We start from the raw sequence: 26,815 nt of genomic DNA on the forward strand, positions 1-26,815 counted from the left end.
GCCAATAACTTCCGGGCAAGCGCGTCCGTATCAGGCGGCAAGAATAGCTGCATGGCTGTTTTAATTTTCTTAATCTCCGCTTACATGAACATCAAAGTATTGGGCCTATTGGCCGCCGCCACGCTGGCTACCGCTGCCTGCTCGCAGGAAAAGAAAGAGGAAACCACCGTGACCACCACCGACGGCACCACCGCCACCGTGCTGCCCGACACCATGGCCGCCCACGACGACGCCCGCCGCCTGGCCGCCCGTGTGGCCGAAGACCTCAAGCTGACCGACACCGTGCTCGTGACCCGCATCGAGCGCACCTACTACACCCGCGGCCGTCGCCTGGGCGAGCTCGACACCCGCTACACCACCGACACCACCGGCCGCTACGCTGCCGTGCGCCAAATCAACGACGAGGCCGACGAGCAGGTGCGCACCACCCTCAACAACCCCTATTACTACAACACCTACTCGTCGAACCGCGCCAACTACGGCGAGGGCCCCTATTCCATTACCCCGGTAGTGGTGACGGAGCGCCGCACCACGAGCAGCGTGGGCCAGGGCTCGGGCGTGAAAAAGGTAGAAAATGAGCGCGACGGCGACCACAAAGCCAAGTATATGAACGGCGCCAAAGTGAAGCGCGACGACGACGGCTCGGTGAAAATCAAGCGCGCCGACGGCACCAAGATTAAAATCGACGAAAACGGCAACCGCACCGTGAAAAAGGGCCTGTTTAAATAGCCCTTCACCGAAAGCAAAAAAGCCCGTTCCTCAGCAGGAACGGGCTTTTTTTGCTGAAATACGGGCGGCGGCTATTCGTGAAGTATCTGCCGGACGTGGTGTTCTAGGTGCAGCACGTAGTCGGCCACCACCCAGCCGAGGGTGACGGGGTTGTTGTGCAGCGAAAAGCACTCGGTGGCCAGCAAGTGAGCCGGAATATGGGCCAGCAGGTGCCGGATGAGGCGGTTGTAGCTCGTCCAGAGGGCCAGCAGGTCGGCGGCGGGCAGATTGCGGTAGTGCGCGGCCCGCACCCAGGCGTCCTGGTCGTAGGCCAGCAGTTTGAGCGGCGCGGGCGCCACCTGGGCCAGCACGAAGCGCCGGTGGTTGTTGGCGGCCGAGTCGATGAGGTGGCCCAGAATTTCCTTTTTGCACCAGCGGCCCGGCCCCGGCAAGGCCAGCAGCTCGGCTTCGGACCACTGGCCCCAGTGCCGGGCCAACAATTCCAGCTGGGCGTCGAGCGTGGCAAGGCTGTGGGTTAATTCCATAACCGCAATATAGTCCGCTGGGCCCATTAAGCTGAAGCGTAATTCGTTACCAGCGCAGCGACCACGACGCCCCCGTGAACGGGCCGTAGGTGTAGGGCGCCATCTGGCCCTGGCGATACCAAGGCCGGCGCTTGGGCGGGCGCACCCAGCCGGTGCCGGGCGCGGCCGGGTCGGTGGGCGCGTCTTCCACGCGGGTGCGGCCGTTGCGCACCGCAATTTTGGCGAAGCCGTAGCCCAGCGCAATGCCGATGGGATAGTCGGAGGCCCAGTGCACGCCGTTGTTGAGCATGGCGTAGCCCAGCAGGCCCATCAGGCCGTAGCCCACGGGGCGCACGAAGTGGTATTCGGGGTAGTTTTCGGCGATGACCGTGACCGTGGCCATGGCCGTGGCCAGGTGGCCGGTGGGAAAAGCGTCGTAGTTGGGCACGAAGCTTTGGTAGCGGTTGTACGACGGAAACAGGTGCCACTCGCCCCGGTCTTTGGTGGCCACGTAGGGGCTCTGGCGGCCGGTGAGGCGCTTGAGGGTTTGCACCACCAGGCCGGTGCTGAAAATGGCCTCGCCCAGCTCACTGGAGGTGCGCAGGGCGCGGTTGTCTTTCTTGATACCGCCGTAAATCCAGAAGCTGCTGGCCACGGCCAGGTGCGTCCAGCCGTCGCCGAGGTAGTAGAAGGTGCTGTTGAGGTTGTCGGGCACGTTGAACTCGAACGGCAGGTTGGCCGAACCGATGCGGAAAGGCACGTAGAACAGCGTGCGTTGCGTGCTTTTGGGCGTGAGGCCCAGCTGCCGGCCCACGTCCTGGCTCCAGTCGATGATGGCCTGGTCGGCCACCCACAGGCCCACCGAACTCACCACCAGGCCCATGAGCGTGCCCTTGTTTTCCTTGCGGAAAGCGTAGCCGGGAAACTGGCTCAGGTCGCGCGGGATGTTGAGTGCCCAGCGGAAGGGTTTGGGCTTGTCGTAGTGCCAGGTTACGCCGGGCGCCACGGTGTAGTCGGTGATGCGGCCGTTGGCGTCGCGCGGGTGAATGTGCGGCAGCGTGTCGTTGAGGTCGGCATGCTCTGCGGGCATCGTCTCGCTCAGCATCACCCGGCTGGTATCGGCAGGAGCGCCGGGGGAGTCGGCGGTTGCCCCAATCGGGCGAGCCAGACTAGCGGCGGCAGATAATAAACTGAAAAACAGGATGGCAGGCAGCCGCAAGCGGCCAGGGTAATAAGACTTCACGTAACAGATACTTTGTAACAACAACGGCACTTGCCTATCACCTCCGCCAGGCAGCGGGAGGCAACAAACGGAAACCGGCGCCGGCCGGTTTGGCTAACGGGCCGCAAAGGTAACACCTGCGTCACGAAGGGGATACCGCTGGGCCAGGGCCAACCGCGCTGACGGATGAGAAACCGAAATGTTGTGCAAGCCGCGTATCTTTCTGCAAAGCCGTGCTATAGTGGGCGGCCTTTTCATTTTCCAAGCCCATGCAACCTGCTGCTTCTGAGCTAACCGCGCCTGCCGCTGTGCCCGCCGCCAATCCTTACCAAGCGCAGTTTGACGCGCTGCGCCAGCGAGCCCCCGCGCTGCGCCAGGAGGGAGTGGCCGCCCGCCGCGCCCGCCTGCAGAAGCTGCAGGACTGGCTGCACGCCCACCGCGCCGAGATTCAGCAGGCGCTGTATGCCGATTTCCGCAAGCCCTCGGCTGAAACGGACCTCACCGAAATCTGGACTTCACTGGTCGAACTCAAGCATACCAGCAAGCACCTGAAAAAGTGGATGGCGCCGCGCCCGGTAGGCACTAACCTGGCCTTGCTGGGCACCCGCTCCTGGGTGCAGGTCGAACCCAAGGGCGTGGTGCTCATCATCTCGCCCTGGAACTACCCGTTTTACCTGGCCGTGGGCCCGCTGATTTCGGCCATTGCCGCCGGCAACGCCGTGCTGATAAAGCCGGCCGAGCAAACGCCCGCCACCTCGGCCCTGCTGCTGCAGCTGGTGGAAGAACTGTTTCGGCCCGATGAGGTGCTGCTGGTGCAGGGCGATAAGGAAGTGGCCACCGACCTGCTGAAGCTGCCCTGGGACCACATTTTCTTCACCGGTAGCCCCGAAGTGGGCAAGATTGTGATGCGCGCCGCGGCTCAGCACCTCAGCGGCCTCACGTTGGAGCTGGGCGGCAAAAACCCCGCCGTGGTGGACGAAACCGCCAACCTGCGCGACGCGGCCGAGAAAATCGTGTGGGGCAAATTCCTCAACAACGGCCAGACCTGCGTGGCCCCCGACTACCTGCTGGTGCAGGAAAACGTGCAGCCCGCCCTGCTGCGGGAGCTCACCGCCGCCATTGAGCGGGCCTACAATCCCACCGGTGCCGGCATCGAGCGCAGTGAGTCCCTGGCCCGCATCGTGAACCAGCACCATTTTGCTCGCTTGGCGGGCCTGCTCGAAGACGCCCAGACCCGCGGCGCCACCGTGGCCGCCGGCGGCACCGTCGACGCCCTGCAGAACTACATCGAGCCCACGCTGCTCACCAACGTGCCGGCCGGCGCCCGCGTGCTGGAAGAGGAGATTTTCGGTCCGCTGCTGCCCGTGCTCACGTTTAAAAACATTCGCGAAACCACGGCGTACATCAACGCCCGGCTCAAGCCGCTGGCCCAGTACATCTTCACCACCAGCGCCGAAAACCGCCGCTACCTGCTCTCAACCACCTCGGCCGGCGGAGCGGGCGTGAACGAAACCGTGCTGCACTTCGCCCACCCCGAGCTGCCCACCGGCGGCGTAGGCAATTCAGGCCTGGGCAAGGCGCACGGGCATTCGGGCTTTCTGGCGTTCAGCAACGAGAAGGGCGTGATGCGGCAGCGCGTGGGCTACACCGGCATCAAGGCCATGTACCCGCCCTACACCAGCAAGGTGCAAAAGCTGATTGGCTGGCTGGTGAAGTACCTGTAAGGATGGATTTTCAAGGTCAGGTAGTGTGGATAACCGGCGCTTCGGCCGGCATCGGCGAGGCGCTGGCGCGGGCTTTTGCGGGGCAGGGCGCCCGCCTCGTGCTTTCGTCCCGCAACGAGGCCGAGCTGCAGCGCGTGCAAGCCGCCTGCGCCCCCGCCGAAGCCTTGGTGCTGCCCCTGGATTTGGCCGCGCCCGACACGTTTGCGGCGGCAGTGGCCGCGGTGCAGGCCCGCTTCGGGCACATTGATTTGCTGGTGAACAACGGCGGCATCAGCCAGCGCAGCCTCGCGCTGGATACTAGCCTGGCCGTGGACCGCCGCCTGATGGAAGTCGACTATTTCGGCCCGGTGGCGCTCAGCAAAGCCGTATTGCCGGGCATGCTGGCGCGGCGGGCCGGGCGCATTGTCGTCATCAGCAGCCTGGTGGGCAAGTTTGGCACGCCTTACCGCAGCGCTTACGCGGCGGCCAAGCACGCGCTGCACGGCTTTTTCGATTCCTTGCGGGCCGAGATTTACACGAGCGGCGTGGGCGTCACCATCATTTGCCCCGGCTTTATTCACACCGGCGTGTCGGTGAATGCCCTGACCGGCGACGGCCGCGCGCTGGGCGAGATGGACGAAGCCACGGCGAGCGGCCTGGCCCCCGCCGACTTTGCCCGGCAGGCTCTGCGCGCTATTGCCCAGGACCGCAACGAAGTGGCCATCGGCGGCCGCGAAACCTGGGGCCTGCTGCTGAAGCGCCTGGCCCCGGGCCTGTTTGCGCGGGTGCTGCGCCGGGCCCGGGTGCGGTAGCGGTTAGGCCGCAGAAACCATGGCTCGGCACTGAGCGTGGCCGGCTGGTTTATCTTTGACCACACCCTTGCCCGATAATCTATGGGACAGTCCCATTCCCACCGCCTCTACACTCCGGACGAATACTTTGCGCTGGAGCAGCAAAGCGAGGTTCGACATGAATACTTCGACGGTGAAGTATTTGCCATGGCAGGCGGCACCAAGGCCCATAACCTGATTACGCAAAATATTACGCTGGCCCTGCGAGCGGGGCTGCGCGGCCGGGGCTGCCAGGTATTTATGGAGGACGTGCGGCTGGCGGTGCAGGAATCGTTTCACTACACCTACCCCGACGTGGTGGTGACCTGCGACCCCGAGGACCGTCGCGACCCCTATCTCGTGCGGCAGCCCGTACTCATCGTGGAAGTGCTGTCGCCCTCCACGGCCGAGTATGACCGCAGTCGTAAATTCAACCAGTACAAGAAGATACCTGCACTGCGGCACTATATTCTGGTGTCGCAGACGGCGTGGGTGCTGGAGTGGTTTCGGCGCGATGACCTGGGCCAGTGGGTGCACACCGTTTTTAGCGACCCGGCCGATGTGCTGGAAATCCCGGAATTGAACCTACGCCTGCCGCTCGCCGAGGTGTACGACGACACGGACGTAGCCCCTTTGCAGCTCACGCCGGAACCGGGACTTCCACGGTAGCCCGCCGCGCTATTTCTGCCGCTGCTGCATCTCGGCGGCTATTTTTTGCTGAGTGCCCTTGGTTTGGAGAAGCTTGAACTTGGCCGGGCCCACCACCGTGCGCAGCTGCTGCTGCGAGCTGATATTAATGCGCTTGAGCTCGGCCAGCAACTGCGGCGACTTGGGCGCAAACTTCTCCTTGGCTGCGTTCGACTCGGAAAGCGTGCCGTTGAGGATGGTGCGCACGCGCAAGGTCTGGTCGGGAGTGAGCTGGAGCTCGGTGCCCATCACATCGGCCAGGTCGCGGGCGGCGGTGGGCGGCGCGGGCGAATCGGGCGTGCGCACGGTTTCGACCACGGGCGCGGGCTTGTCGCGGTGAAAAATAGAACAGCTGGCGGCGGTCAGCGACAACGACAGCGCAAGGAAAAGGCGAATGGAGCGCATACTAAAGAAATGCAATATTCTCCCAGTACGCAGGAACCCGCGCCGGGGTACACGCCCGGCAGAAAGTTGACCGGCGCGCCTGCCCCGCTAATAGTGGCGAGGCGGGCGCCTGGGGTAGCGCAGGGGCAGAGGGGAATACCGGGTTTTGTAGCGGCGGTACTGCTCGGGCGTAAGCAGGCGCTGCTGCGCGGCGCGGCCGCTGTCGATGACCTGCTCCGGCGTGGGGCCAGGCTGGCCAGTGGGGCGGTCGAAGGCCGCCCGGTACGCCGCGGACGTCTCTTCGTTTATTTGCTTGAGCCGCGCCACCTGCGCCGGGGTAGTGCCCGGCCCCAGCACGCGGTAGACGTTTTGCGCGCAGTTGCCAAACAGCAGCACCGCTAGCAGCGGCAGCAACAGCATATAGGGCAGAGGTGGGCGTTTCATAAATGCCAAAATAAGACTGAGCGGTATAGAAGCGCGTATTCGCGTCTCTACACCACCTCGGCGCGGGCCTCAACCGAGCGGCCCGCCTTCATGCCCTGCGCCGTGAAATGCGCCAGCGCCATGATGGTGAGCATGGGGTTCACCCCGCTGCAGGCCGGAAAGGCCGAGCCGTCGGCTACGAAGAGGTTATGCACCTCCACGGTTTCGCCGTTGAGCTTGAGCGGGTGCGTGGCGGCATCGCCGCCCATGCGGCAGGTACTCATCTGGTGGGCGCTGTATAGGCCGAACTGGTTGGACTTCCAGCTCAGGTGCGGCAGCTTGTCGAGCACCTCGGGGTTTTGCAAAACACCGTCCTTGGCGTGAAGCGTGGGCAGCGTGCCGTGGGGCAAATACACCTGCGTGGCGCCGGCCGCCACGTGAATGTGGGCGGCGGCGCGCACGCCCTCCAGCATGTTGGCGCGGTCGAAATCCGAAAGGGCGTAGTCAATCAGCGAGGCGCCGTTTTTGTCGATGGTTACCCGGCCGCCGTCGCGGTCACGCGTCAGCACGATGAAGGAGCCCAGGTGGCTGGCGTCGCGCAGCAGCTCGTGGTGCTGCTGGCCCGACAGCCAGGGCAGCACCATGCTCAGCAGGCCGGGGTGGGTGGGAGGCGTTTCGAGCTTGGCGCCGAAGTTGGTGCCGTGCAGCTGGGTGTAGGTATCGTTCACCACGCTCATGCTGGGGCCGTGCCAGGAGTTCATGGCCTGCGGGTAGCGGGCGCCCACCACCACGGTGGGGTGCAGGTGCAGGTGGCGGCCCAGGTGCGGGTGCTTCAGGCCGGAGCGCAGCAGCAGGGCCGGTGTTTGAATGGCGCCGCCGGCCACCACCACGCGCTTTGCCTTTACAATGATGCGGATTTGCTGGCCTTTCTCCGTCGTGTGCACGGCCTCGGCGCCGGTGGCGCGGCCGTTGGCAATGGTCACGCGGTCAACTTTGGTGTCGGCCAAAATGCGGGCGCCGTGCTCGAACGCCGTGAGCAGGTACGTATTCAACGTGCCCTGCTTGATGCCGTGGGCGTCGCCCAGCGTGGTGTAGCCCAGGCTGCGAAAATGAGTATCAGAGTCGGAGAGGCCCTTTTCGTTGCGCGGAATCAGCTTCACTTCCTGGCCCAGCTTGGTCGAGCCGTCCCACAGGGCCTGGTTCTGGCCGTTGTGGCGGGTGTAGTTGGTGTTCACGCCAATGGTGCGGGCCACGGCGTTGAGGCTTTCCTTGAATTCGAGCGTGGTGAAGTGGGGCGCGTCGTGCTCGCGGGCCCATTCCTGCAGCACGTAGTCGGGGGTGCGGAAGGCGCCGGCCCAGTTCACGGTGGTGCCGCCGCCCAGGCAGGCGCCGGCCAGAATGCCGATGCTGCCGTCCTGCGTGCTCAGCGTGCCTTTGGCGTCATAGAGCTTGCCCAGCATGTCCACTTCGCGCTGGGTAAAGTCGCAGCCGTGGCAGTAGGGGCCCTTTTCAAGCACCAGCACATCCTGCCCGGCCTGGGCCAGTTCGCCGGCCACCACACCGCCGCCCGCGCCGCTGCCAATCACCAGCACATCGCACTCGTAGGTGGTGGCCTCGGTGGGCCGCAGGGTGCGAATGGGCTTGGGCGTGTCCACGGGCTTCTCGTCGGGGCCGGGGTAGCCCAGGCGGCCCCAGGCCGCCGGCACAGCGGCCATGCTGCCACCGTAGTACAGCAGCGTGCACAGCTTACGCAGCGCCTGAAAGCCCTTGCGCAGCTGCGGCACGTTGGAGCTGGCCCAGCTTTGCAGCAGCTGCTCGCGCTGCGCGGGCTCCAGCTTGCGGAAGGGCTTGAGCGGCCCGAACCACGTCAGGCCCAGCAGCGGCTTTTCCAGCAGGTCGAGCAGCTTGCCAAATTCCGCCTGCGCGCCCTCGGGCTGCTCCCGAATGGCGTCCTGCAACTTGTCTAGGTTCACGCCCGCAGAGCCGGAAGGGCTGCCGTCCGGCAGCGGCGGGATAAAGGTGTCAGCAAGAGCTTGCAGAACGGCGGAACGGTCGGGCGTGAGCGAGAACATGAGGCGGGAATTTTGGAGCGTAAAAGGTAGGAAATTTTCTCCAACATGTTAGGCGTGCCGAGTAGTTTTTGAGGGTAGGAGGAGGTAAGTAAGTAGGAAGGAGCCCGTCATGCTGAGCGCAGCCGAAGCATCTCTACCGAGGAAGTAATCATGTACTCTCGCAGTAGAGATGCTTCGGCTGCGCTCAGCATGACGGGCTTTCAAACCAACATAGCGCCCGACCTTTGCGGCCCGCGCCCTCGTACCCCGCACCATATTGCCCTGAAATCCCATGCCCCGCCTCATCCAAACGCCCGAAACCACGTACCGCGTCCACTTTCAGGACTGCGACATGATGGGCCACCTCAACAACGCCCGCTACTTCGACTACTTTCTCAATGCCCGCGAAGACCACACCTCGGAGCACTACGCCCTCAACATGGGCCACCTGGCCCAGGAGCAAAAGGCCGCCTGGGTCATCACCAAGCACCACATCAGCTACCTCAAGCCGGCCCGGCAGGGCGCCAAAGTCCGCATCCTGAGCCAGCTCATTCACTTCGACAACTCCAACCTGGTGCTCGAAATGCAGATGCGCAGCGAAGACGGCCTGCGCCTGCTGGCCCTGCTCTGGTCCGAAATGGCCTACGTGACCATGCCCGCCGGCACCCGCACCGACCACGCCAACGCCATGATGAACCTGCTCGAAGACCTCGACGTGGAAGACGTCAGCTACGACCCCGACGGGTTTGATGAGCGCGTGAAAGAAGTCCGCCAGCAACTCAAGAAGCAGCGGCGCGGCGCGGGGGCCGACGAGTAAAGCGTTGTTTTTGTTAAAGAGAGAACGTCATGCTGAGCGCAGTCGAAGCATCTCTGCCGCGCAAGTAATCTGATTACCGCGGCACGCGAGATGCTTCGACTGCGCTCAGCATGACGTTCTTTTTATTGTGGCTCGACCAGTGCGTTCCTCTAAAACGCTACCTGGTACTGCATCACGTACTCGCCGCGGCGGTCGGTGGCCGTGACGTCGCCATTGGCCTGCGTGGTGAAAACAGGCCGGTTTTGGTAGTTAAACGACAGCTTGCTGAGGTTGCCGAGGATGAGCCAGTTCACGCCCACATCGAACACCATTAGGGGGTCGGCGAGGCGGTCGTACTTCGACCACTGGCCCTGGGCGTAGGGCTGCAGCGTGCCCAGGCTGCCGAGTAGGTTTTGGCGGAGCAGGTAGCCGGCCTGGGCGTAGAGCGTATGGCCGGTGCCCAGCAGGGGAACATTGTTGCCGGGGCCGTTGAAGGAACCCTGGCCGGCGCGCACGCCGTTGGCCGGGTTCATGGCGCCCACGTTGCGGATGTAGCCGGGGCCGAAGTCGTAGCGGTAGTAGCCGCCGTAGGCCGTGATGGCCGTGCCCTTGGCGGCGTTCACCGGCGCGTCGTAAAACGCGTCCACGGCCCAGAGCGTCAGGGCCTGGGTGATGGTGTCGCCGGCCGGGCCGCGGCGCCACATGGCCTCGCCCTGGCGCACCAGGCCCGCGCCGAGGTTGAACAAGCGCTTCTTGCCCAGGTAGGTGCCCGCGTTGCCGGCGCCGGCGTTGCTCTCCTGGTCCAGAAACTGGTACATGAAATAGCTGTGCACCACGGCGTGCGGGTTGCGCGTCGAGTAGGTCGAGTTCTGCGAAATGGGGTCGGGCACGGCGGTGGCCGTTTGCGTCACAAAGGGCTGGCCCACCGACACGCGGTAGTCGAGCTTGCCCAGTTTGCCCTTGGCGTACACGCCCATGCGCCGCAGAAACTGGTCGTTCACGTCGTTGGTGGCCTCCTGAAAAATGGGCAGGTCGAGGCCCAGTATCGACGCCGTGGAGGAGTTGGCGTAGCGCGAAGGCCCGTTCCAGCCGTTGAGGCCGATGCCCAGGCTCAGCTTCTTTTTCACAATGGCGTAGTCGGCCGTGGCGTCGTGAAAAAACGCCCCCGTCTTGCGCGTCGACAGGTACGAAAAGTTGTTCTGGCCGAACTGCAGAAACAGAAACAGCCGCGGCGTGAGCTGCCCGCTCAGCACCAGGCGCAGGCGGCGGATGCCCACGTCGGTGGTGTGGCGCTCCAACTGCCCGTTCACGGTGGTGCCGGGGTTGCTTTCGTTGAAGCGCGCCCAGGTCTGGGCCAGGAAGTTGAGCTTGAGAAAAGTGGTGCTGTCGGGCGAGAGGTAGGTTTTCAGCCCTTCCTTGAGGCCGGGCGGAGCCGATGGGGGCGGCAGCGTGGGAGCCACCTGGGCCAGGGCCGAACTTCCCAGCAGCAGCGCCGGTAACAACAGAAGTCTGGGGCCGGCCGTCAGGCCTCGCGTAACAAAAGACAACATTAACGTAATGGAAAGGAAGGAGAAAGTGTGGGCTGGCCGCCGGAGCTTTGCCACGCGAAGAAGTCCCGTTGGGCGCGTGGTGGCCGGCCCAAAGCTACGGCGCCTGGCGCCCCCGGTCCGCCCGCCTCGCCCGCGCCAAGGGCCAGGGCCGCCTGCAAACAGACTTCCGGGCCCAAAACAGCATTGCCGGCAAAACCCCCGAAAAAGGCTTTGCCGGCAATATCACGGCCTTGGTCGGGCCGCTGGGGGCGCCGTGCAGTTAGCGCTGTGCCCAGGTGTTGTCTTTCTCGTTGGCATCCATGAAGATGCCACCTTGCAGGGCCACGGTTTTGGCGGCTTTGGGCAGGGTGATGGTGGCCAGACGCTGGTTGGCCTGCCACACGGCCGGCGACTGGTGCAGGGTGGCCTTGCTGCCGTCGGCGTATTCCACCACCACGTCGAAAGGCACGGCGAAGCCGCCGATGTTTTGCACCGTGAGGGTGGTGCCATTCACAGCGCCCACGGCCAGGTCGATGTAGTTATTGGTGAAAAACCAGTTCTGGAAAAACCAGTTGAGGTCCTGGCCCGAGGCGCTGCTCATCGAGTTGAAATAGTCCCACGGAATGGGGTGCTTGCCGTGCCAGCGGGCCATGTACTCGTGCAGGCTCTTCTTGAATAGGTCGTCGCCGAGCATGTCTTTCAGGGCGAAGTAGCTGAGCGAGGGCTTGCCGTAGGCGTTGTTGCCGTAGCCGGCGCGCAGCTCGCTGCTGGGCGTGATGATGGGCAAGTCCTCGGCGGTGCTGCGGTCGTTTATCCAGCGGCTCACCCGGAACTGCTTGTAGAACTCGTCGGCGGTGGCGGCGCCGTTTTCGGCGGTGTTGATGAGGCGCTCAAACGTGGTGGCCCAGCCTTCGTCCATATAGGCGTAGCGGCTCTCGTTGATGCCCATGTAGAAGGGGAAGTAGGTGTGCGCGATTTCGTGGTCCTGCACAAACTGCGCAAACTTGGGGTCCTTCTGCGGGCTGTCGTTCACCATCATGGGGTATTCCATATCGGCAAAGCCCTGGAAAGCCGTCATCTTGGGGAAGGGGTAGGGGATGCCCGGCCAGTTCTTCGGGTCCGAAAACCAGCCCAGGGCAAACTGCCCGTTCTTCACCGACTCACGGAAATCGACCGTGGAGTCGGCGTAGGCGGCCTGCATGCTGGCGCGGCGCTTGGCTTTGGCATCCACTACCACGCTGGCGGCGTCCCACACGTAATGGTCGCTCAGGCCCACGGTCACGTCCGAAATGTCCTTCGCGGTCCAGACCCAGGTGTTCATCGCCTGCTGGTTGGTGATGCTTTTCTTGGCCAAATCGGCGGCCGTGGCCACGTGAATCACCTTGTCGCTGGTCATCGACTGCTTCAGGCGCTTGGCGGCGGCTTTTTGCAGCACCTGGTCGGGGTTTTGCAGCGTGCCGGTGGCCCACACAATGTAGTTGGCCGGCGCCTGCACGCGCAGGGTGTAATCGTTGAAATCGTTGTAGAACTCCTTGCTGTCCACAAAGGGCAGCCGGTCCCAGCCGGCGTAGTCGTCATACACCGCAATGCGCGGGTAGAAGTAGGCCAGGAAGTAGGTGGTGGGGTCAATCATGCCCTCGCGGCCGCTTTCCACCGAAATGGGGTAGTGCCAGGCCACGGCAAACTTCACCGAGTCGTGCGGGGCCAGGGGCTTGGGCAGGCGCACGCCCGGCGCGGTGCCCAGGTTGGCCGGCATCGGCTTGAGTTGGCCGCCCACCAGCAAGGTGTCAATCACCACGCCCGAGGTGAGGTAGTCGGGCGAGGCGTCGCCGTCGCGCGAGGCGCCGGGCTTGTGAATGTTCTGGATGATGCGCAGCACCACCTGGCGCAGCGTGTCGGGGCTGTTGTTGAAGTAGGTGATGGTTTCGCGGCCGCGGATGTCGCGGGCCGGCGGCGCGGCCTGCACCGTGATGTTGTAGCGGGCGCGGTTCTGCCAGTAGTTGGGGCCGGGGCGGCCGTCCATGGCGCGGGTGCCTTTCTGAAAGGCCCGCTGAATGTCGCGGGGCTGATACAGCGGGGTGGTTTGGGCGGCGGCGGGGGCGGCCAGGCCCGCCGCGAGCAGCAGGCCAAGTAAGGGTCGAATCATAGCAGGGACAGACGGCGGGGAGGAGGTAGGCGTTGCACGAAGCGAAAGCAAAGATGGGCGAGCCGGGTTCAAGTTGTAGCGTGGACGCTGCGAGTCCGCGCATCGTTGCAGGGAGGTTCTGCCACGCGCGGACTCACAGCGTCCGCGCTACAGTGTAGTCCGTCTTGGTCGATACAATGGTCGGGTTCGGCGGCTAGACGTGGCCCTGCGTCTTTCGCTGCCGGTAGCGTCGGGCTTTTCGGTGGGCTTGCGCGTACTTTTCCGGTTCACAGCTGCTATGTAGATGCTCGCTCCGAATCTTTTCCTGGCCTCGATTACGCCGAACAAATCACCCCGGCCGCTGCGCGTCATGCTTTCGCTGCTGCTGTGGCTGTCGGTATTATTTCCCGCCGCTGCCCAAACCACGGTAATCAAAGAAGACACCATGGCCGTGGACACGGCCACCGTCCGCGACGATTCTTACCGCCTCGAAGTGGGCTACACCACGCTCAGCGGCATTTCGGGGCAGGTGCGCAAGGTGTTCGACACGCGCGGCCTGGCCGAAGACCTGCCCGACATGGTGGAAAACCTGAAAGCCATTCAGTACACGCTGAAGCAGAAAGGCGAAGTGGTCGACCTCAAGCAACTGCAAATGTGCCAGCTCATGCTCGTCACCATGCAGGAGCAGTTGGGCGAATGGCGCACCGCCCTGAGCAGCGCCAACCAGCAGTTGACCGAAATGCAGCAGCGCCTCAGGCGCCTGCCCGCGGCGCGGCCCCGCATCCCCAGCCCCGACGCCACCGCCCTGGCGCTGGAGCGCGCCGACTCGGCCCTACAGGCGCGGCAGCAGCGCATCGGCGGCCTGCTGGCCAAGCGGCTGACCAAGGTGAAGCAGCTGCAAACGCAGGTGGCGGCCAGCTACATCCAGGGCATGGAGCTGCAGGACGAGGTGGGCGACCAGATGCGCCGGTTTGGGCGCACCAACATCAAGGCCAACTACCCGCCGCTGTGGGAAGCCGCTGCCACTCCCAAGGCGCCGGCCGACCCCAAGGCGCGCAAAGCCGGGCAATACCGCCGCCAAATCATCGGCTACTACTTCGCCAATAATTGGGACAACTGGGCCTACATGGCGCTGATTGGACTGGTGTTCTACGGCTGGGTCACGTTCAACTACCGGCGGGCCAAAAAGGAAGGCCTGGTCATCACCGAGTCCTTCCGCTACCTGCGGCCGGGGCCAGTGGCGGCCACGCTGGTGGTGATGTGCAGCCTGGCGCCGGTGCTGGAGCTGCACCCGCCGCCCGTGTACCTGTCGCTGCTGCAGCTGTTGCTGCTGGTGGGGCTCACGGCGGTGTTTGCCCGCAGCTGGCCGCGGCGCCTGTTTGGGGCATGGTTGGGGCTGGTGGCGTTTTTTGTGTGGCTGAGCATCACCAACGCCAACGCGGCCACCGGGCTGGGCGCGCGCTGGGGGCTGCTGGGCCTGAACGCGCTGGCCGTGGGCATTGGCACGTGGCTGCTGTGGCGCCTGCGCCAGACGCTGCAGAAGCTGCGGTTTCTGGTGCCGGTGGCGGGCCTGTTTGTGGCGCTCAATGCGCTGGCCATCGTCTGCAACGTGTTGGGGCGGCTGAGCCTGGCCAAGATGTTCAGCACGGCGGGCATTTTCGGGCTCACGCAGGGCGTGGGGCTGGCCGTGTTCATCGAGCTGTTCACGGAGGCGTTTCACTTGCAGGTGCTGTGCAGCCGCAATGCCACCGGCGGCACGGGGCATTTCGACTACTCCACCATCGAGCCCCAGCTCATGCGCCTGCTCACGGGGCTGGCCGGGGCGCTATGGCTGGTGGTGTTCACCTCCAACCTCAACGTGTACAACCTCATCTACGGCTATTTTGAGCACCTGCTGACGGCGCCGCGCCTGCTGGGCAGCACCGAATTCACCTACGGCAACATCCTGCTGTTTTTCGTGATTCTCTACATATCGGCCCAGCTGCAGCGCTACATCGGCTATTTCTTCGGCGACGTGGGCGAATCTGACAGCGTCGACTCGCGGCAGCGGGGCTCGTGGCTGGTGGCGCTGCGGCTGCTGCTGGTGCTGGTGGGGTTTGCGCTGGCCACGGCGGCCACGGGCCTGCCGCTGAGCAAAATCGCCATCGTGTTTGGGGCCCTGAGCGTGGGCATCGGCCTGGGCCTGCAAAGCATCGTGAACAATCTGGTGTCGGGCATCATCCTCATTTTTGAGCGGCCCTTCCACGTCGGCGACTTTATTGAGGTCGCCGGCAAGTCGGGGCGGGTGCAGGACATCGGCATCCGCTCCAGCAAACTGCTGTCGCTCACCGGCTCCGAAATCATTTTGCCCAACGGCGACCTGCTGTCGCAGCACGTCATCAACTGGACGCGCACCAACGACCACATCCGGGTGGATTTGTCGCTGAAAATGACGGCCACGGCGCCCGAGGTCGACCTGCAAGCCAACCTGCAAACGGCCCGCGAACTCATTCAGGAGGAAATCAAAAACAGCCCCTACACCTTGCACAACCTGCCGCCCGAAATCCTGCTCAGCAGCATCAACGGGCAAGTGTACGAACTGAAAATCCTGTTCTGGATTACCAACATCCGGCAGGAGCAGCTCACCAAGAGCGAGATTCTGGCGGGCATTTACCGGCGGTTTCAGGCCAAGGGCTTGCAGTTGGGGTAGGGGCGGCACCGGAGTGGGGCCAAAAGCGCCTGAAATGAAGTAATTTACCTGCTGGTTGATTTCACCGCTGGCCCGGTTCGGTCAGCACTATCCTCCGGCGCTATGATATACCAAGTAACGTTGCCGCACCCCGCCTTGCAGCCCTACGTGAAGGAGTATCTGCTTTGCGACTTTGATTTCCGCGGGCTGGCCGAGATTCCGACCAAGCTGCTGCCGGCGCGGGCCGAACAGAGCATCATTTTCTATCCGGGCGAGGCCTTCACCAAGGTCAATTCGGCCCTCAACAAGCGTATGGTGATGCCCCACACGCTGCTGCAAGGCCAGCCACTCACGGTGTGGCATCACTACTACCCGCGCACGTTCAGCCTGGTGAAGGTCATTTTTCAGCCGGGCGGGCTGTTTCACCTGCTGGGCGGCGCGCCCATGACCGAATTTACCGACGCGGCCATCGACGCGGAATGCGTGTTTGGGAAGGAGATGAGCGAGGTGATTCAGCAGTTGATGAATACGGTCCGCTACGCCGAAATGCTGGCCGTGGTGGACGCTTACCTGAGGCAGAAATTTGCCCGGCTGCGGCGGCGCCGTGAGCCCATCGACCAGCTGGGGCGTTGGCTGCAGGCCGACGGCCCGGTGGCGTCGCTCGACTACCTGGCCCGGCAGGCTTGCCTGAGCTTCCGGCAGTTCGAGCGCAAGTTTCGGGAGCGCATGGGGGTGAGCCCGAAGCTGTTTATGCGCATTGCGCGCTTCAACCGGGCTTATGCCCTGAAGGAGCAGGCGCCGGCCCGCGACTGGCTTGACATTGCGCTGGCCTGTGGCTACGCCGATTACCAGCACATGGTGAAGGATTTTAAGCAGTTTGCGGGCGTCACGCCCACACTCTTTGTGGAGGCCGAAGCGCGCTCGCCCGAGCACATTCTGCTGCTGCGTTAAAGATGTCGTTTTTTGACCACCACCGTGCTTCCCCGCGCTCATAGTTTTGCTGGCATCATTCGCTTTTTGTTCGCAAACGCCATGGAAACGGAATCGCGCCGCGCCGCCCTCAAAAACCTTTCAGCCTCAGTACTTGGTATGGCCCTTCTCTCTTCCGATGCCTTGGGTGCCGCCGCGGCCGCGCCAAAAAAGCCGTTCGTGGTGCGCCACGCCGACGCTCGCTCCAGCGAGCATTACCACCTGATGGGGTTCGACCTGTACCTGAAGGTGTCGGGCAAGGACTCGAACGGGCAAATGGCCATGTTTGCCGGCACTTACCGCAAGCACGACGGCCCGCCGCTGCACGTGCACTACGAGCAGGACGAGGAGTTTTACATCACCGAGGGCGAGTTTCTGGTGCAGGTGGACGAGGAGAAGTTCACGCTGCGGGCCGGCGATTTGATTTTTCTGCCGCGCAACATTCCTCACACCTTTCTCACGCTGAGCGACACCGGCCGCATGGTATTCATGACGCACCCGAGCGCCGGCACCGAAATGCTGTTTAAGCAACTGGCCGCGCTGCCGCCCACCGCCACGCTGGACGATGCCCAGAAAATTCACGTGGCAAACGGCTGCCGCATTGTGGGCCCGAAGCTGACGGTGGGGTAGGAGAGTGGTTTTGGACACCGTGGGCAATGCGTCGGCGCTGCTACCTTCGCTTCATGCCCACGAAAGCATTTTCGCCGCTGCTGTTTGCGCTGCTCTGCGCCCTTGGCCCCGCCGCCCGGGCGCAGGAAGACCGGGCCTTCAAGGTCTATCAGTTTCCGGCCAACATGATTCCGCGCATCGACGGCAAGGCCGACGACTGGGCCACGTTTCCGAAAGAGTACGTGGTGGGCACCGACCAGCTGCGCGAAGACTCCGGCCGCTACGCCAAAGCCGATTCCACCAACCTCGACGTGAAGGTGCGCGTGGCCTGGGTGGAGGGCCTCAACCGGCTCTACTTCCTCTACGAAGCCACCGACGATTACTGGGATTTCAGCCTGCCGGGCCTGCACAACGACACCTTCGAAATTGTGGTCGACGGCGACCTCTCCGGCGGCCCGCTCACGGCCGAAATGCACCCCAACCAGGACTTGCCGCTGATGGAGCGATACTTCGCCTTTCACGGCGTGCACGCCCAGAACTACCACATTTTCATGCCCGCCGAGGGCAAGGACTGGGCCCTGGCCTGGGGCAGCCAGCCCTGGATTAAACAGCTGCCCTATTCCAACATCGCCTACCGCTACGACTTCCGGCCCGGCCAGCGCGGCAAGCTCACGGCCGAGTTCTGGATTACGCCCTTCGATTACGCCGGGGCCGAGGGCCCCGCCCGCGCCGTAGAATCGGTGCTGACGGCGGGCAAGAAAATCGGCCTCACCTGGGCCGTCATCGACTACGACGACGTGCAGGACGAAACCAAAAAAGGCTTCTGGAACCTGTCGAAGAACCACAAGATGTACGGCAACTCCAGCCTGGGCACCGTGTTCACGCTGCTGCCGCTGGCCGAGCAGTACCTGCCGAAACTGGCGGCACAGTGGTCCTTCAGCGTCACGGACATGGCCCGCCGCCAGGTCACCTTCCGCGACGAAAGCCGCGGCCCCATCAAGCGCTGGCACTGGGACTTCGGCGACGGAACCACCTCTACGGAGCCAAGCCCCGTGCACCGCTACCAGGAAGCCGGCAAATACATCGTGGTGCTGGACGTGGAAGGCCCGGCCGGGAAGGCCAGAATGGCCAAGGTGTGGGACGTGGCGGTGAAGTGACGTCCCGCCATAGCCCGCAGCGGGTCGGGGCGCCTGCTGCAGCCGCGCAAAAAAAAACTACCCGCCGCCTTATTTTTACGCTCCACATCAACCAAGGGAGTCATTTTCTACGTTGCTGCAGTGAAAGTAAATAGCTTATAAGGCCTTTGCTGGTGATAGCTACCTGTTTAACGCACTGCTGTTGTGCTCGGTAAGGGGCTGACTCCTTTGTTGTTTCCGCAGATGATACATATTGTTTACATGAGCCGGGCCGTGCGTCCGCTCTCCGACCAGGACCTGCAGGCGCTGCTCGACCAGTGCCGCCACGACAACGCGGCGCGCCACGTTACGGGCGTGCTCTTCTATAGCCACGGCAACATTGCGCAGCTCATCGAGGGCGAAGCCGACGTGCTGGAGCCGCTGTTCGACGTCATCTCGCGCGACGGCCGCCACTCCAACGTGGTGAAGCTCGTCGACAAGCCCATCACCACGCGCAGCTTCGAGGACTGGTCCATGGCTTTCCATCCGCTCGAGCCCAGCGGCTTTGAGGCGCTGCAGGGCTTTTTGCTGCCCCAGCACGTGCCGCCGCCCCCCAGCACCCTCAGCATTGCCGACGCCATGCTCGTCGATTTGGTGCGCCTGGCCGTGTTTGGCGCCGATGCGGCCCCGACTGAATCGGAGCCGGCGCATGCGTAATCCCACTGCGCTGAACCAGCGCCGGCGTCCCGCCCATTCTCCTTCTTACTCCGCGTTGGGCCATGCGTGAGCAACAGCTGCAAGACGTCCTCCGGCGCATTCCGGCCGGCGTGGCCACGTTGCAGGGCGAAGCCCTGCGCTTCGGCTTCGTGAACGAGGCCATGCAGCTTGTGCTGGGCGGGCCCGTGCAGGAAGGCCAGCCCGTGGCCGAGCACCCCGGCACCATTCCGCCCGATTTGCTGGAGGTGATGCAGCAGGTCTTCCAGTCGGGCCGGCCCTACGTGGCCAAGGCCTACTGCATTCCCCTGCCCGGCGCTGATGGTGAAAAGCCCACGCCGCGCTACTTCGACATTGCCCTGGAGCCCGTGCGTGAAGGCGATGCCCCCGTGAGCGGCCTGCTGCTCTTTGCCGTGGACGTGACCGCGCAAGAAGAGTCCCGGCAGCGCGCCCACCAGCTGTCCATCGAAACCCGCCGCCTCGACACCCGCCTGCGGGTGCTCACCGAAACCGTGCCCCAAATCACGTTCACCGTCGATGCGGCCGGCAAGTACGAGTACGTGAGCCCGCAGTGGTACTACTTCACGGGCCAGCCGCCCACGGCTGACCTGAACGCCATCTGGCCGCTGCTCATTCATCCCGACGACCGCCTGCGCGTGCTTTACCAGTCCGATTCGGCCCGGGCCGCCGGCATTGGCTGGAGCTACGAGTACCGCCTGCGCCGCCACGACGGCCAGTACCGCTGGCTGCTGAGCCGCGCCCTGCCCGAGCTGCACGCCCCCGACCAGGCCGTGTTCTGGCACGGCGCCCTCACCGAAATCCACGACCAGCGCGAGCTGGCCGAAGCCCTGCGCCGCGGCGAGGCCGAGCTGCGCTTCCTGGCCGACAGCATTCCGGAGCTCATCTGGACGGCCACGGCTGAGGGCTTCATCGACTACTACAACGAATACACGGCCGAGTATTCGGGCCTGACCAAGGAGGAGCTGGGCCCCACCGGCTGGATAAACCTGCTCGACCCCAGCGAGCAGGCCGGCGCCGCCCGCCGCTGGGTGCAAAGCATTGCCTCGGGCCAGCCCTACGAGGGCCTGTTTCGGATGCGGCGGCACGACGGGCGCTACCGCTGGCACATCATCCGGGCGCGGCAGCTCGCCGACGAGCGCGGCCCGCGCTGGTTTGGCGCCTGCACCGACGTGGACGACCAGCACCGCCTGCGCGAAGTGCTGCAAACCCAATACGACGAGCTGGCCCGCACCAACCGCGACCTCGACACCTTCGTGTACACGGCCTCGCACGACCTCAAGCAGCCCGTGCTCAACCTGCGCGGCCTGTTTGACGAACTGCGCCGCACCGCATCCTTCGATGACCCGCAGGAAAGCCAAATCGTGCACATGGTCGACGAGGCCCTCGGCCAGCTCGATACCACGTTGCAGGAGCTGGCCGCCACCGTGCAAGACCAGCGCGGCCTCTCGGCGCCCGTCGAAACCCTGGACCTGCGCAGCGTGGCCGACGAGGTGCTGCTGGGCCTGCGCGCCCAGGTGCAGGAGTCCGAGGCCGCGGTGGAGCTGGATTTCTCGGCCGCGCCCACGCTCATCTACGGCCGCGCCAACCTGCGCAGCATCCTGCACAACCTGTTCAGCAACGCCCTCAAGTTTGCCGACCCCGCGCGGCCCCTGCACCTGCGGGTGCGCAGCGACCTGAGCGCCACCGGCCAGCCCCTCCTCACCGTGCAGGACAATGGCTTGGGCATGGAACTGCCGGGCCATCCGGCGCCCATCTTTCAGCCCTTTGCGCGGCAGCACCCGCACATTGCGGGCGCGGGCGTGGGCATGTACCTGGTGCAGCGCATCGTGGCCAGCCGCGGCGGCCACCTCGACGTGACCAGCACCGTGGGCCAGGGCACTACCTTCACGGTGTATTGGTTCGAGGCCTGAAAAGCCTAAGCCATAATCTTGCTTAACCAAATGCGTCGCAGGGCGTACAGAAAAGGGCCGGGAGTATTCCCGGTCCTTTTCTGTTTTTTACTTTCCAATAACACCATGAGCCTTTTCAGCAGCGACAAACTCAAGGGCAAGAAAATTGCCATCATTGCCACCGACGGCTTCGAGCAGGCCGAACTCGACGAACCCAAGAAATACCTCGAAGGCGAGGGCGCCGAAACCCACGTCATCTCCCTCAAAAGCGGCTCCATCAAGGGCTGGGATGGCCCCAAGAAAGACTGGGGCAGCAAAGTCGATGTCGACAAAGTCATCACCGACGCCCGCCCCGCCGACTACGACGCCCTGGTGCTGCCCGGCGGCCAGATGAACCCCGACATCCTGCGCGTCAACAAAGACGTGGTGGCCTTCGTGAAGGAATTTGCCGGCTCGGGCAAGGTGCTGGCCGCTATCTGCCACGGCCCCTGGCTGCTGGTGGAGGCCGACGTGGTGCGCGGCAAGCGCGTGACGAGCTGGCCCAGCGTGCACACTGACCTTAAGAACGCCGGCGCCCTGTGGGAAGACTCCGAAGTGGTAACCGACCACGGCCTCATCACCAGCCGCAAGCCCGAAGACATCCCCGCCTTCAACAAGAAAATTGTGGAAGAAATGCTGGAACCCCAGCACGGTGGCCACAATTAAAAAGCGCTTTGTTGGCAGAGTCTGTTGGTCATTGCGAGCGCAACGAAGCAATCCGTCCTGTGCTCAGCGACTAACCGAATAATGTAAAAAGCTCCATTAGAAAGCCCCGGCACTGTGCAGTGCCGGGGCTTTTCATTTTTCAGAATCTGTCACACCAGAAGGCTTGTCGCTGAGCACAGGACGGATTGCTTTGCTGCGCACGCAATGACCGGATTTTCCTATCAGCCTATTTCTGGCTCACAATCCACTTGTAGATGTCGGCCGGCGTGTCGGGGTTGAAGGCCGCAGCGGCGGCATCGGCCGGCGAGTCGCTGGCAAACTGCAGGGTGTGGTTGAGGTTGGGGTAGCGTAGCTCAGCCACCTTGGTGTTGGTGCGCAGGCCTTTGCGCAGGGCCGTCAGGTTGAGGGTAGCGTTTACTTCGCGGTCGGCTTCGCCGTGTAGCAGCAGCACGGGGCACTTCACCTCTGGCAGCGCAGGCTGCGGGTCGAAGCTCAGGAAGCTGCGGTAGGCGGGCGTGGTGAGGGTTTGCACGGTGGTTTGCACGTCGGCCGGGGCAATGCCGGGGTAGCGCTGGCGCAGCATGTTGCTGAGAATGGCCTGGGCCTGGCTGTTGTCGGGGGTTTGGCGCACTATTTCCAGCATGGCCCGCTGGTGCTTGACGAGGCTTTCCTCGTCGCGGCGCATGGCCGCTTTCTGGCGCAGGCGCTGCTGGTCGAGGTAGGTTTGCACCTGGGCGGCGTTGGAGCCGTGCGCGCGCAGCTTGGCGGCTTCCTGCTCGGCGGCGCGCATGGCGCGCTCGTACTGGTGCAGGCGGGCCAGGTCGGTGGTGTCATTGCCCAGCACCTTGCCGTACATCACCGGCTGGGCAGCCAGCAGCTCGCGGCCGGGCACGCCGGCGGCAGCCACGGCCACCACAAACGTGGGGGCCAGCGGCTGGGCGCCGGCCAGCAGCGCCACGTTGGCGCCCTCACCGTGGCCAATGAGGCCAAGGCGCGTCACGTCAATCTGAGGGCGGGTGCGCAGGAAGTTCAGGGCCGCAATGGCGTCGGTCGAGCGCTCGGCCAGGGTGGTGGCAGTGGCCGAACCGCCCGAACCACCGTGGCCGCGCTCCTTTAGGCGCAGCACGGCCACGCCCTGGCTCACCAGGTAGTCGGCCAGGCCGTTCATCATTTCGCTGTTGGGCGAGTGGGGGCCGGCGGCGTCGGCGCCGCGCTCGGGCAGCAGCACCGCGGCCGGAAACGGGCCGGGGCCTGAGGGCAGGCGCAGCAGGCCGTTGAGGCGCACGCCACCAGCCGGGCTGGTCACGGCCACGGCCTCTACGCGGTCAAGAGGCTTGGCCAGTGAGTCGACACGGAACAGGATGCAGAAGGCGGCGAGGGCAAGTACGAATAGGCGCATAGAAACAACTTAGCAGCGGGAAAATAGAAGCTGCTTTTCCCATTTTTGGGCTAAACAGCGTGCGCAAAATTCAGCCGTGTGCAGAGGCGACGGGCTTTTTTAAGCCGAACCGGTGGTTTTTGTCGACTTACGGCTTCATTTTCCAGCCGAGAATCTACGAAGTTTTTCCCATATCGGGTTTTGATTCTCATTATGGGATTGCGCAAACGGCAAAACGTTGCCACCGTAATTGCTCCAGAGTTGGCAGTTCAATTTTTGTAAGGCTACATTTAAGCGCCTGAGCCGCGGTGTTTTCCACCGCTGCGGCCGGGCTGCTTCGCCGGGCATTTCGTCCGGTTGTTCGGTTCTCTACCAACCCGTTTGCCTCCGGCGATGCGCCGGTCCCATGATAGGTTGGGTCAACGTCACATTCTGCCCGCCGGTTTCCGGCTGCCAGTCTTGCAATTGCGGCCTCTGCGCTGCCTGGGCCGCGCTGCGGTACGCCGGTGCAGCTGTTTCATCCCTGCATTCACCCAATCTGCTTGCCTATGAGAAAACGCTGATTTTTTGCCGTCGGTGCCGCGTTTTGCAACGCTTTGTTCATCTCTTTTTCTACTTGTTCGCTTATGAAATACGCTTACTCCTTCTTCTCCGGGCGTGCGCTGGCCCGCTGGGCGTTCATGCTGGTGCTGGCCCTGGGCGGGGCTACCAGCGCCCGGGCACAGGCCGACGAACCAGCCGCCTGGCCGTTTGCGCCCACAACCAATTGCTATCCTGCCTGGGTAAAACGGCCCGTGGCCCCTGGCCAGCTGCAGGCACCGGGCACTCCCACCCATACTCAGGCACCAGGTAGGGGCAAGGGCTTAGCTGGCCCGGCTGTAGTAACCCCAAGCTCAACCTTTGGCGGGGCTTTCACCCCCCAGGGAAGCCTCAAAATACTGATTGTTTTTGTGGGGTTTACAGAGGATATAGGTCCGATTCCTAGAGGGAATTGTGGTAGTTATTCTTCGCCAGAGTGGTCGCAACTTGCGGCTGTGGGAAGTGGTATGAGTGAAGGTGAAACCTTTCCAGCCAATTACACCGACGTTTGCTACACCAATCCCGCCCAGTTCAGCTTGGGCGCCACCGACCAGAGCGTGTCCAACTTCCTCTACCAGATGTCGCGCACTTCTCCCAACCCGTTGAAAGTAACATTCGGTACCCTGCCGAAGCGGGTAAACATTCCGGCGAGCGGCCGGGCCTTTGGAGATTTCGATGGGTATGCGCAAGATGCCATTAGCGCTGCCCACGCGCAGTTTCCAGCTTTCAACTGGGGCCAGTACGACCAGCGCACCAACAACCCGGGTTTCGGCTATGACAACAGCACCACCGGCCCCGACGGCGAATTGGACTACGTTATTTTCTGCTTTCGCGTGGGCTGCCATCCCTCCATCCGGCAAGACGACGGCGTGGCGGGCGTGCCCTTTGCCACCATTCCGGCCAATGCCAGCCATCCTGCCTACGCCATCACCACCGGGCACTGCCAGGCGGGCAGCACCCTGGGGTGGCCCTCGGTGCTGCACCAGCTGGCGCATACCCTCTACGGCGCACCGCACGTGCTGGGCGCCAACAGCACCACCGGCAACCACTACTACGGCACCCTGGGCTGGAGCATGATGCAGAACGCGGCCACCTCGTTTTCGGCCGCCGCCTGGGAGCGCTGGTACCTGGGCTGGACGGAGCTAACAACCGGCCCGGCGCAGGTCAGCAGCGACATCGGGCCGGGCCGGCTTGCGCCCAACGGCACCTATGTGCTGCGCGACTACGTGACCACCGGCGACGTGATGCGCCTGGAGCTACCCAACACCAACCAGTACCTGTGGCTGGAAAACCGGGCCAAAAACGGGCCGCTGGACCGGCGCAACGGCTACGTGCTGGCGCCCGACGGCAACGCTTACCTGCCGGCGCCGCAGGGCCTGCTGGCCATGGTAGAGAACATGAGCCCCAGCCGGACATCTTTTGTTGGCCCCTTCAACATCGCTCAGGTGAACGGGCTGCGGGTGGTGTCGGCCGAAGGCAACTTCGATTACCGTCCCTCTGGCCCCCTCTACACGGTGAACAACCATTTGCACGGCAACCGAACATACAACTACCAGCTACGCGAAAACACCGGCCCGCCCGTGCTGCACAACAACGCCACCGGCGGCCACAGCGAAATCACCAGCATTCGGGGAAACCGCGACGGCGACCGGCGAATTCGCTACGACTCCGGCACGGGCAACGCCGACATGACCGTAGGCAACGAATTTACCCCCTTGTTTGTAGTCGATGACCTGATTACGGACGGCCTGTTTGGCCCGCACGTGGGCACCCGCACGGTCGGGTTTCGGTACGCGCTCGACACCAACCCTATGATTATTCCGCACCAGACCTACGACCCGGCCAACGAGCGGCAGTCGGTCATTCCGCTCAGCGGCTTGTCGGTGGAAATAACCGGCTACGATGCGGCCTCGGGCGACCTCACGCTGCAGGTGCGCTACGACAACACCGCCGTGACGCACGACACCCGCTGGACCGGTACCCTGCAAACCTTCCCGGTGCCCGGGGCCACGGCCGGACGCGAAATCTACCTCGACGGAGCCACCCTGACCCTGGACCGCAGCGCCACCCCGCAGCGCGAAACGCCGGGCCCGCACGACGATTTCGTGAACGACACCGAGCTGCGCCTCGGTACCGGCACCAGCCTGGGCGTAGCCAACGGCGGCGTGCTGCGCCTGACGGGCGCCGGCACCACGCTCTACCTGGAAGATGGCGCCCGACTGGTGCTCGACCCTAACAACGCCCGGCTGTAAGCCCAGGCGGGCACCACCATCAGCATTGCCGACCGCAACGACTTGGAAGACAACGGCAACTTGGTGCTGCGCACCGGCAGCCAGCTCATTGTGCGCAACAGCGGGACCGTCATCGACGGCACCAGCCTGCGGGCTTCCCAGCCGGTGGTGTTTCCCAACCCGGGCACGGGCACGGCCAGCTTTTCCTGGCCGGCGGCCACGGCTCCCGCATCGCGGGCGGGCTATCGGTACCAGCTCACCGATTTGCAGGACCACGTTGTGCGGCAGGGACGGGTAGAGCCCAGCGGCAATGCCCTGACCGGGCTGGCGCCGGGGGTGTATTTGCTCGTCACGCACGGGCCGGCTGCCCCGGCCCGCACGCAACGGGTAGAGGTACGATAAGGGCCACTTACTTTTCTTTCGCCATGCGCTACTTCCTGTTTTTTCTGCTGTGCCTGCCCCTGGGGGCGCGGGCGCAGGTGCTGCCTTGGCTGCGAGCCTACGGCACCACGGCCAACGAAACCGGCGGTTACGCCGTGCCTATGCCCGGCGGGGGCTACCTACTCGCCGGGCAGCAGCCCTACGCCAACGGCTTTGCCAGCCGCATCTACCTGGTGCGCACCAATGCCGTGGGCGACACGCTGTGGACCAAACGCGTCTCGCCGCCTTACGCTTTATTACCAACTCTTTCAGGGGCGGCGGCCGATGCCAACGGCAACCTGCTGTTAACTGGTTACGAAAACGGAAGAGGCAACCAGACGGGCTTTGCCGTGAAAGTAAATTCTTCCGGCGACACGCTCTGGACTCGCACTTACCGTCCTTTGCTTCAATTGGGTGCTACCGGTCAAAGTTCGGCTCAACCGGCAGTTATCGCAGCAGATGGCCACTATTTGTTCCTAAGAATTGACAGCGATTACTTAACGGGACCTCCCTATGTTGTTTCAACGGTAAATCT

The 26,815-nt window shown here is 63.8% G+C and carries 23 protein-coding genes; 15 read left to right on the forward strand and 8 right to left on the reverse strand.

What is annotated here, in order from left to right:
• The first annotated feature begins 84 nt into the window (after positions 1-84).
• On the forward strand, positions 85-729 hold the full coding sequence (locus MUN81_RS05480) for a hypothetical protein (protein WP_245115720.1): 645 nt from the start codon (positions 85-87) through the stop codon (positions 727-729).
• A 71-nt stretch (positions 730-800) separates the two neighbouring features.
• On the opposite strand, the gene MUN81_RS05485 is transcribed toward MUN81_RS05480, so the two are convergent.
• Complete coding sequence (locus MUN81_RS05485; RefSeq protein ID WP_245115722.1) at positions 801-1,253, reverse strand: DinB family protein; 453 nt, start codon at positions 1,251-1,253, stop codon at positions 801-803.
• 46 nt (positions 1,254-1,299) lie between these two features.
• The gene (locus MUN81_RS05490) at positions 1,300-2,451 is read right to left on the reverse strand and encodes a phosphatase PAP2 family protein (RefSeq protein ID WP_245115724.1); all 1,152 of its coding nucleotides are present in this window, start codon (positions 2,449-2,451) and stop codon (positions 1,300-1,302) included.
• Between the two features lie 272 nt (positions 2,452-2,723).
• Between MUN81_RS05490 and MUN81_RS05495 the strand changes: the two genes are divergently transcribed.
• The 3 genes from MUN81_RS05495 to MUN81_RS05505 all read left to right on the forward strand — a co-directional run bounded on the left by MUN81_RS05495 (position 2,724) and on the right by MUN81_RS05505 (position 5,656).
• A complete protein-coding gene (locus tag MUN81_RS05495; protein ID WP_245115725.1) occupies positions 2,724-4,178 on the forward strand; it encodes an aldehyde dehydrogenase family protein in 1,455 nt (484 codons plus the stop codon).
• A gap of 2 nt (positions 4,179-4,180) precedes the next feature.
• The gene (locus MUN81_RS05500) at positions 4,181-4,969 is read left to right on the forward strand and encodes an SDR family oxidoreductase (RefSeq protein WP_245115727.1); all 789 of its coding nucleotides are present in this window, start codon (positions 4,181-4,183) and stop codon (positions 4,967-4,969) included.
• A gap of 81 nt (positions 4,970-5,050) precedes the next feature.
• The gene (locus tag MUN81_RS05505; protein ID WP_245115729.1) at positions 5,051-5,656 is read left to right on the forward strand and encodes a Uma2 family endonuclease; all 606 of its coding nucleotides are present in this window, start codon (positions 5,051-5,053) and stop codon (positions 5,654-5,656) included.
• A gap of 9 nt (positions 5,657-5,665) precedes the next feature.
• On the opposite strand, the gene MUN81_RS05510 is transcribed toward MUN81_RS05505, so the two are convergent.
• From MUN81_RS05510 to MUN81_RS05520, 3 genes are all read right to left on the reverse strand, one after another.
• On the reverse strand, positions 5,666-6,079 hold the full coding sequence (locus MUN81_RS05510; RefSeq protein ID WP_245115731.1) for a hypothetical protein: 414 nt from the start codon (positions 6,077-6,079) through the stop codon (positions 5,666-5,668).
• 87 nt (positions 6,080-6,166) lie between these two features.
• Positions 6,167-6,502, reverse strand: a complete 336-nt coding sequence (locus MUN81_RS05515) for a hypothetical protein (protein ID WP_245115732.1) — start codon at positions 6,500-6,502, stop codon at positions 6,167-6,169.
• Positions 6,503-6,549: 47 nt separating this feature from the next.
• Entirely contained in the window at positions 6,550-8,553 is a 2,004-nt protein-coding gene (locus tag MUN81_RS05520) for an FAD-dependent oxidoreductase (protein ID WP_245115734.1), read from the reverse strand.
• A gap of 271 nt (positions 8,554-8,824) precedes the next feature.
• Here MUN81_RS05520 and MUN81_RS05525 point away from each other — a divergent pair, with 271 nt between their 5' ends.
• On the forward strand, positions 8,825-9,349 hold the full coding sequence (locus tag MUN81_RS05525) for an acyl-CoA thioesterase (protein ID WP_245115736.1): 525 nt from the start codon (positions 8,825-8,827) through the stop codon (positions 9,347-9,349).
• A gap of 149 nt (positions 9,350-9,498) precedes the next feature.
• On the opposite strand, the gene MUN81_RS05530 is transcribed toward MUN81_RS05525, so the two are convergent.
• Positions 9,499-10,878, reverse strand: a complete 1,380-nt coding sequence (locus tag MUN81_RS05530; RefSeq protein ID WP_245115738.1) for a hypothetical protein — start codon at positions 10,876-10,878, stop codon at positions 9,499-9,501.
• Positions 10,879-10,925: 47 nt separating this feature from the next.
• On the opposite strand from MUN81_RS05530, the gene MUN81_RS05535 reads away from it, so the two are divergent.
• Positions 10,926-11,141, forward strand: a complete 216-nt coding sequence (locus MUN81_RS05535; protein ID WP_245115740.1) for a hypothetical protein — start codon at positions 10,926-10,928, stop codon at positions 11,139-11,141.
• Here the strand turns inward: MUN81_RS05535 and MUN81_RS05540 are convergent.
• The gene (locus tag MUN81_RS05540; RefSeq protein ID WP_245115742.1) at positions 11,138-13,003 is read right to left on the reverse strand and encodes a M1 family metallopeptidase; all 1,866 of its coding nucleotides are present in this window, start codon (positions 13,001-13,003) and stop codon (positions 11,138-11,140) included. The two genes, MUN81_RS05535 and MUN81_RS05540, sit on opposite strands and share 4 nt — an antisense overlap.
• Before the next feature lie 349 nt (positions 13,004-13,352).
• Between MUN81_RS05540 and MUN81_RS05545 the strand changes: the two genes are divergently transcribed.
• The 7 genes from MUN81_RS05545 (at position 13,353) to MUN81_RS05575 (ending at position 21,672) form a co-directional block, all read left to right on the forward strand.
• Positions 13,353-15,671, forward strand: coding sequence for a mechanosensitive ion channel domain-containing protein (locus MUN81_RS05545; protein ID WP_245115743.1), 2,319 nt, complete (start codon positions 13,353-13,355; stop codon positions 15,669-15,671).
• A gap of 102 nt (positions 15,672-15,773) precedes the next feature.
• On the forward strand, positions 15,774-16,601 hold the full coding sequence (locus MUN81_RS05550) for a helix-turn-helix domain-containing protein (RefSeq protein WP_245115745.1): 828 nt from the start codon (positions 15,774-15,776) through the stop codon (positions 16,599-16,601).
• A 138-nt stretch (positions 16,602-16,739) separates the two neighbouring features.
• Positions 16,740-17,249 (forward strand): cupin domain-containing protein, encoded by a 510-nt coding sequence (locus MUN81_RS05555; protein WP_245115747.1) that lies wholly within the window; start codon positions 16,740-16,742, stop codon positions 17,247-17,249.
• 53 nt (positions 17,250-17,302) lie between these two features.
• Positions 17,303-18,385 (forward strand): PKD domain-containing protein, encoded by a 1,083-nt coding sequence (locus MUN81_RS05560; RefSeq protein ID WP_245115749.1) that lies wholly within the window; start codon positions 17,303-17,305, stop codon positions 18,383-18,385.
• Positions 18,386-18,607: 222 nt separating this feature from the next.
• A complete protein-coding gene (locus MUN81_RS05565) occupies positions 18,608-19,060 on the forward strand; it encodes a BLUF domain-containing protein (protein ID WP_245115751.1) in 453 nt (150 codons plus the stop codon).
• Between the two features lie 62 nt (positions 19,061-19,122).
• On the forward strand, positions 19,123-20,988 hold the full coding sequence (locus tag MUN81_RS05570; protein WP_245115752.1) for a PAS domain-containing sensor histidine kinase: 1,866 nt from the start codon (positions 19,123-19,125) through the stop codon (positions 20,986-20,988).
• 105 nt (positions 20,989-21,093) lie between these two features.
• Entirely contained in the window at positions 21,094-21,672 is a 579-nt protein-coding gene (locus MUN81_RS05575; protein WP_245115754.1) for a type 1 glutamine amidotransferase domain-containing protein, read from the forward strand.
• Positions 21,673-21,898: 226 nt separating this feature from the next.
• Here the strand turns inward: MUN81_RS05575 and MUN81_RS05580 are convergent, their stop codons facing one another.
• Entirely contained in the window at positions 21,899-23,071 is a 1,173-nt protein-coding gene (locus MUN81_RS05580) for an alpha/beta hydrolase (RefSeq protein WP_245115757.1), read from the reverse strand.
• 1,025 nt (positions 23,072-24,096) lie between these two features.
• Here MUN81_RS05580 and MUN81_RS05585 point away from each other — a divergent pair.
• Both MUN81_RS05585 and MUN81_RS05590 read left to right on the forward strand, forming a co-directional pair.
• Positions 24,097-25,881: a hypothetical protein gene (locus tag MUN81_RS05585; protein ID WP_245115759.1), complete on the forward strand. Its 1,785-nt coding sequence runs from the start codon at positions 24,097-24,099 to the stop codon at positions 25,879-25,881.
• Positions 25,882-25,923: 42 nt separating this feature from the next.
• A complete protein-coding gene (locus MUN81_RS05590) occupies positions 25,924-26,262 on the forward strand; it encodes a hypothetical protein (RefSeq protein WP_245115761.1) in 339 nt (112 codons plus the stop codon).
• Positions 26,263-26,815 lie beyond the last annotated feature (553 nt).

The sequence above is a fragment of the Hymenobacter sp. 5317J-9 genome (assembly GCF_022921075.1).
In the GTDB taxonomy this organism is placed as follows: Bacteria; Bacteroidota; Bacteroidia; order Cytophagales; family Hymenobacteraceae; genus Hymenobacter.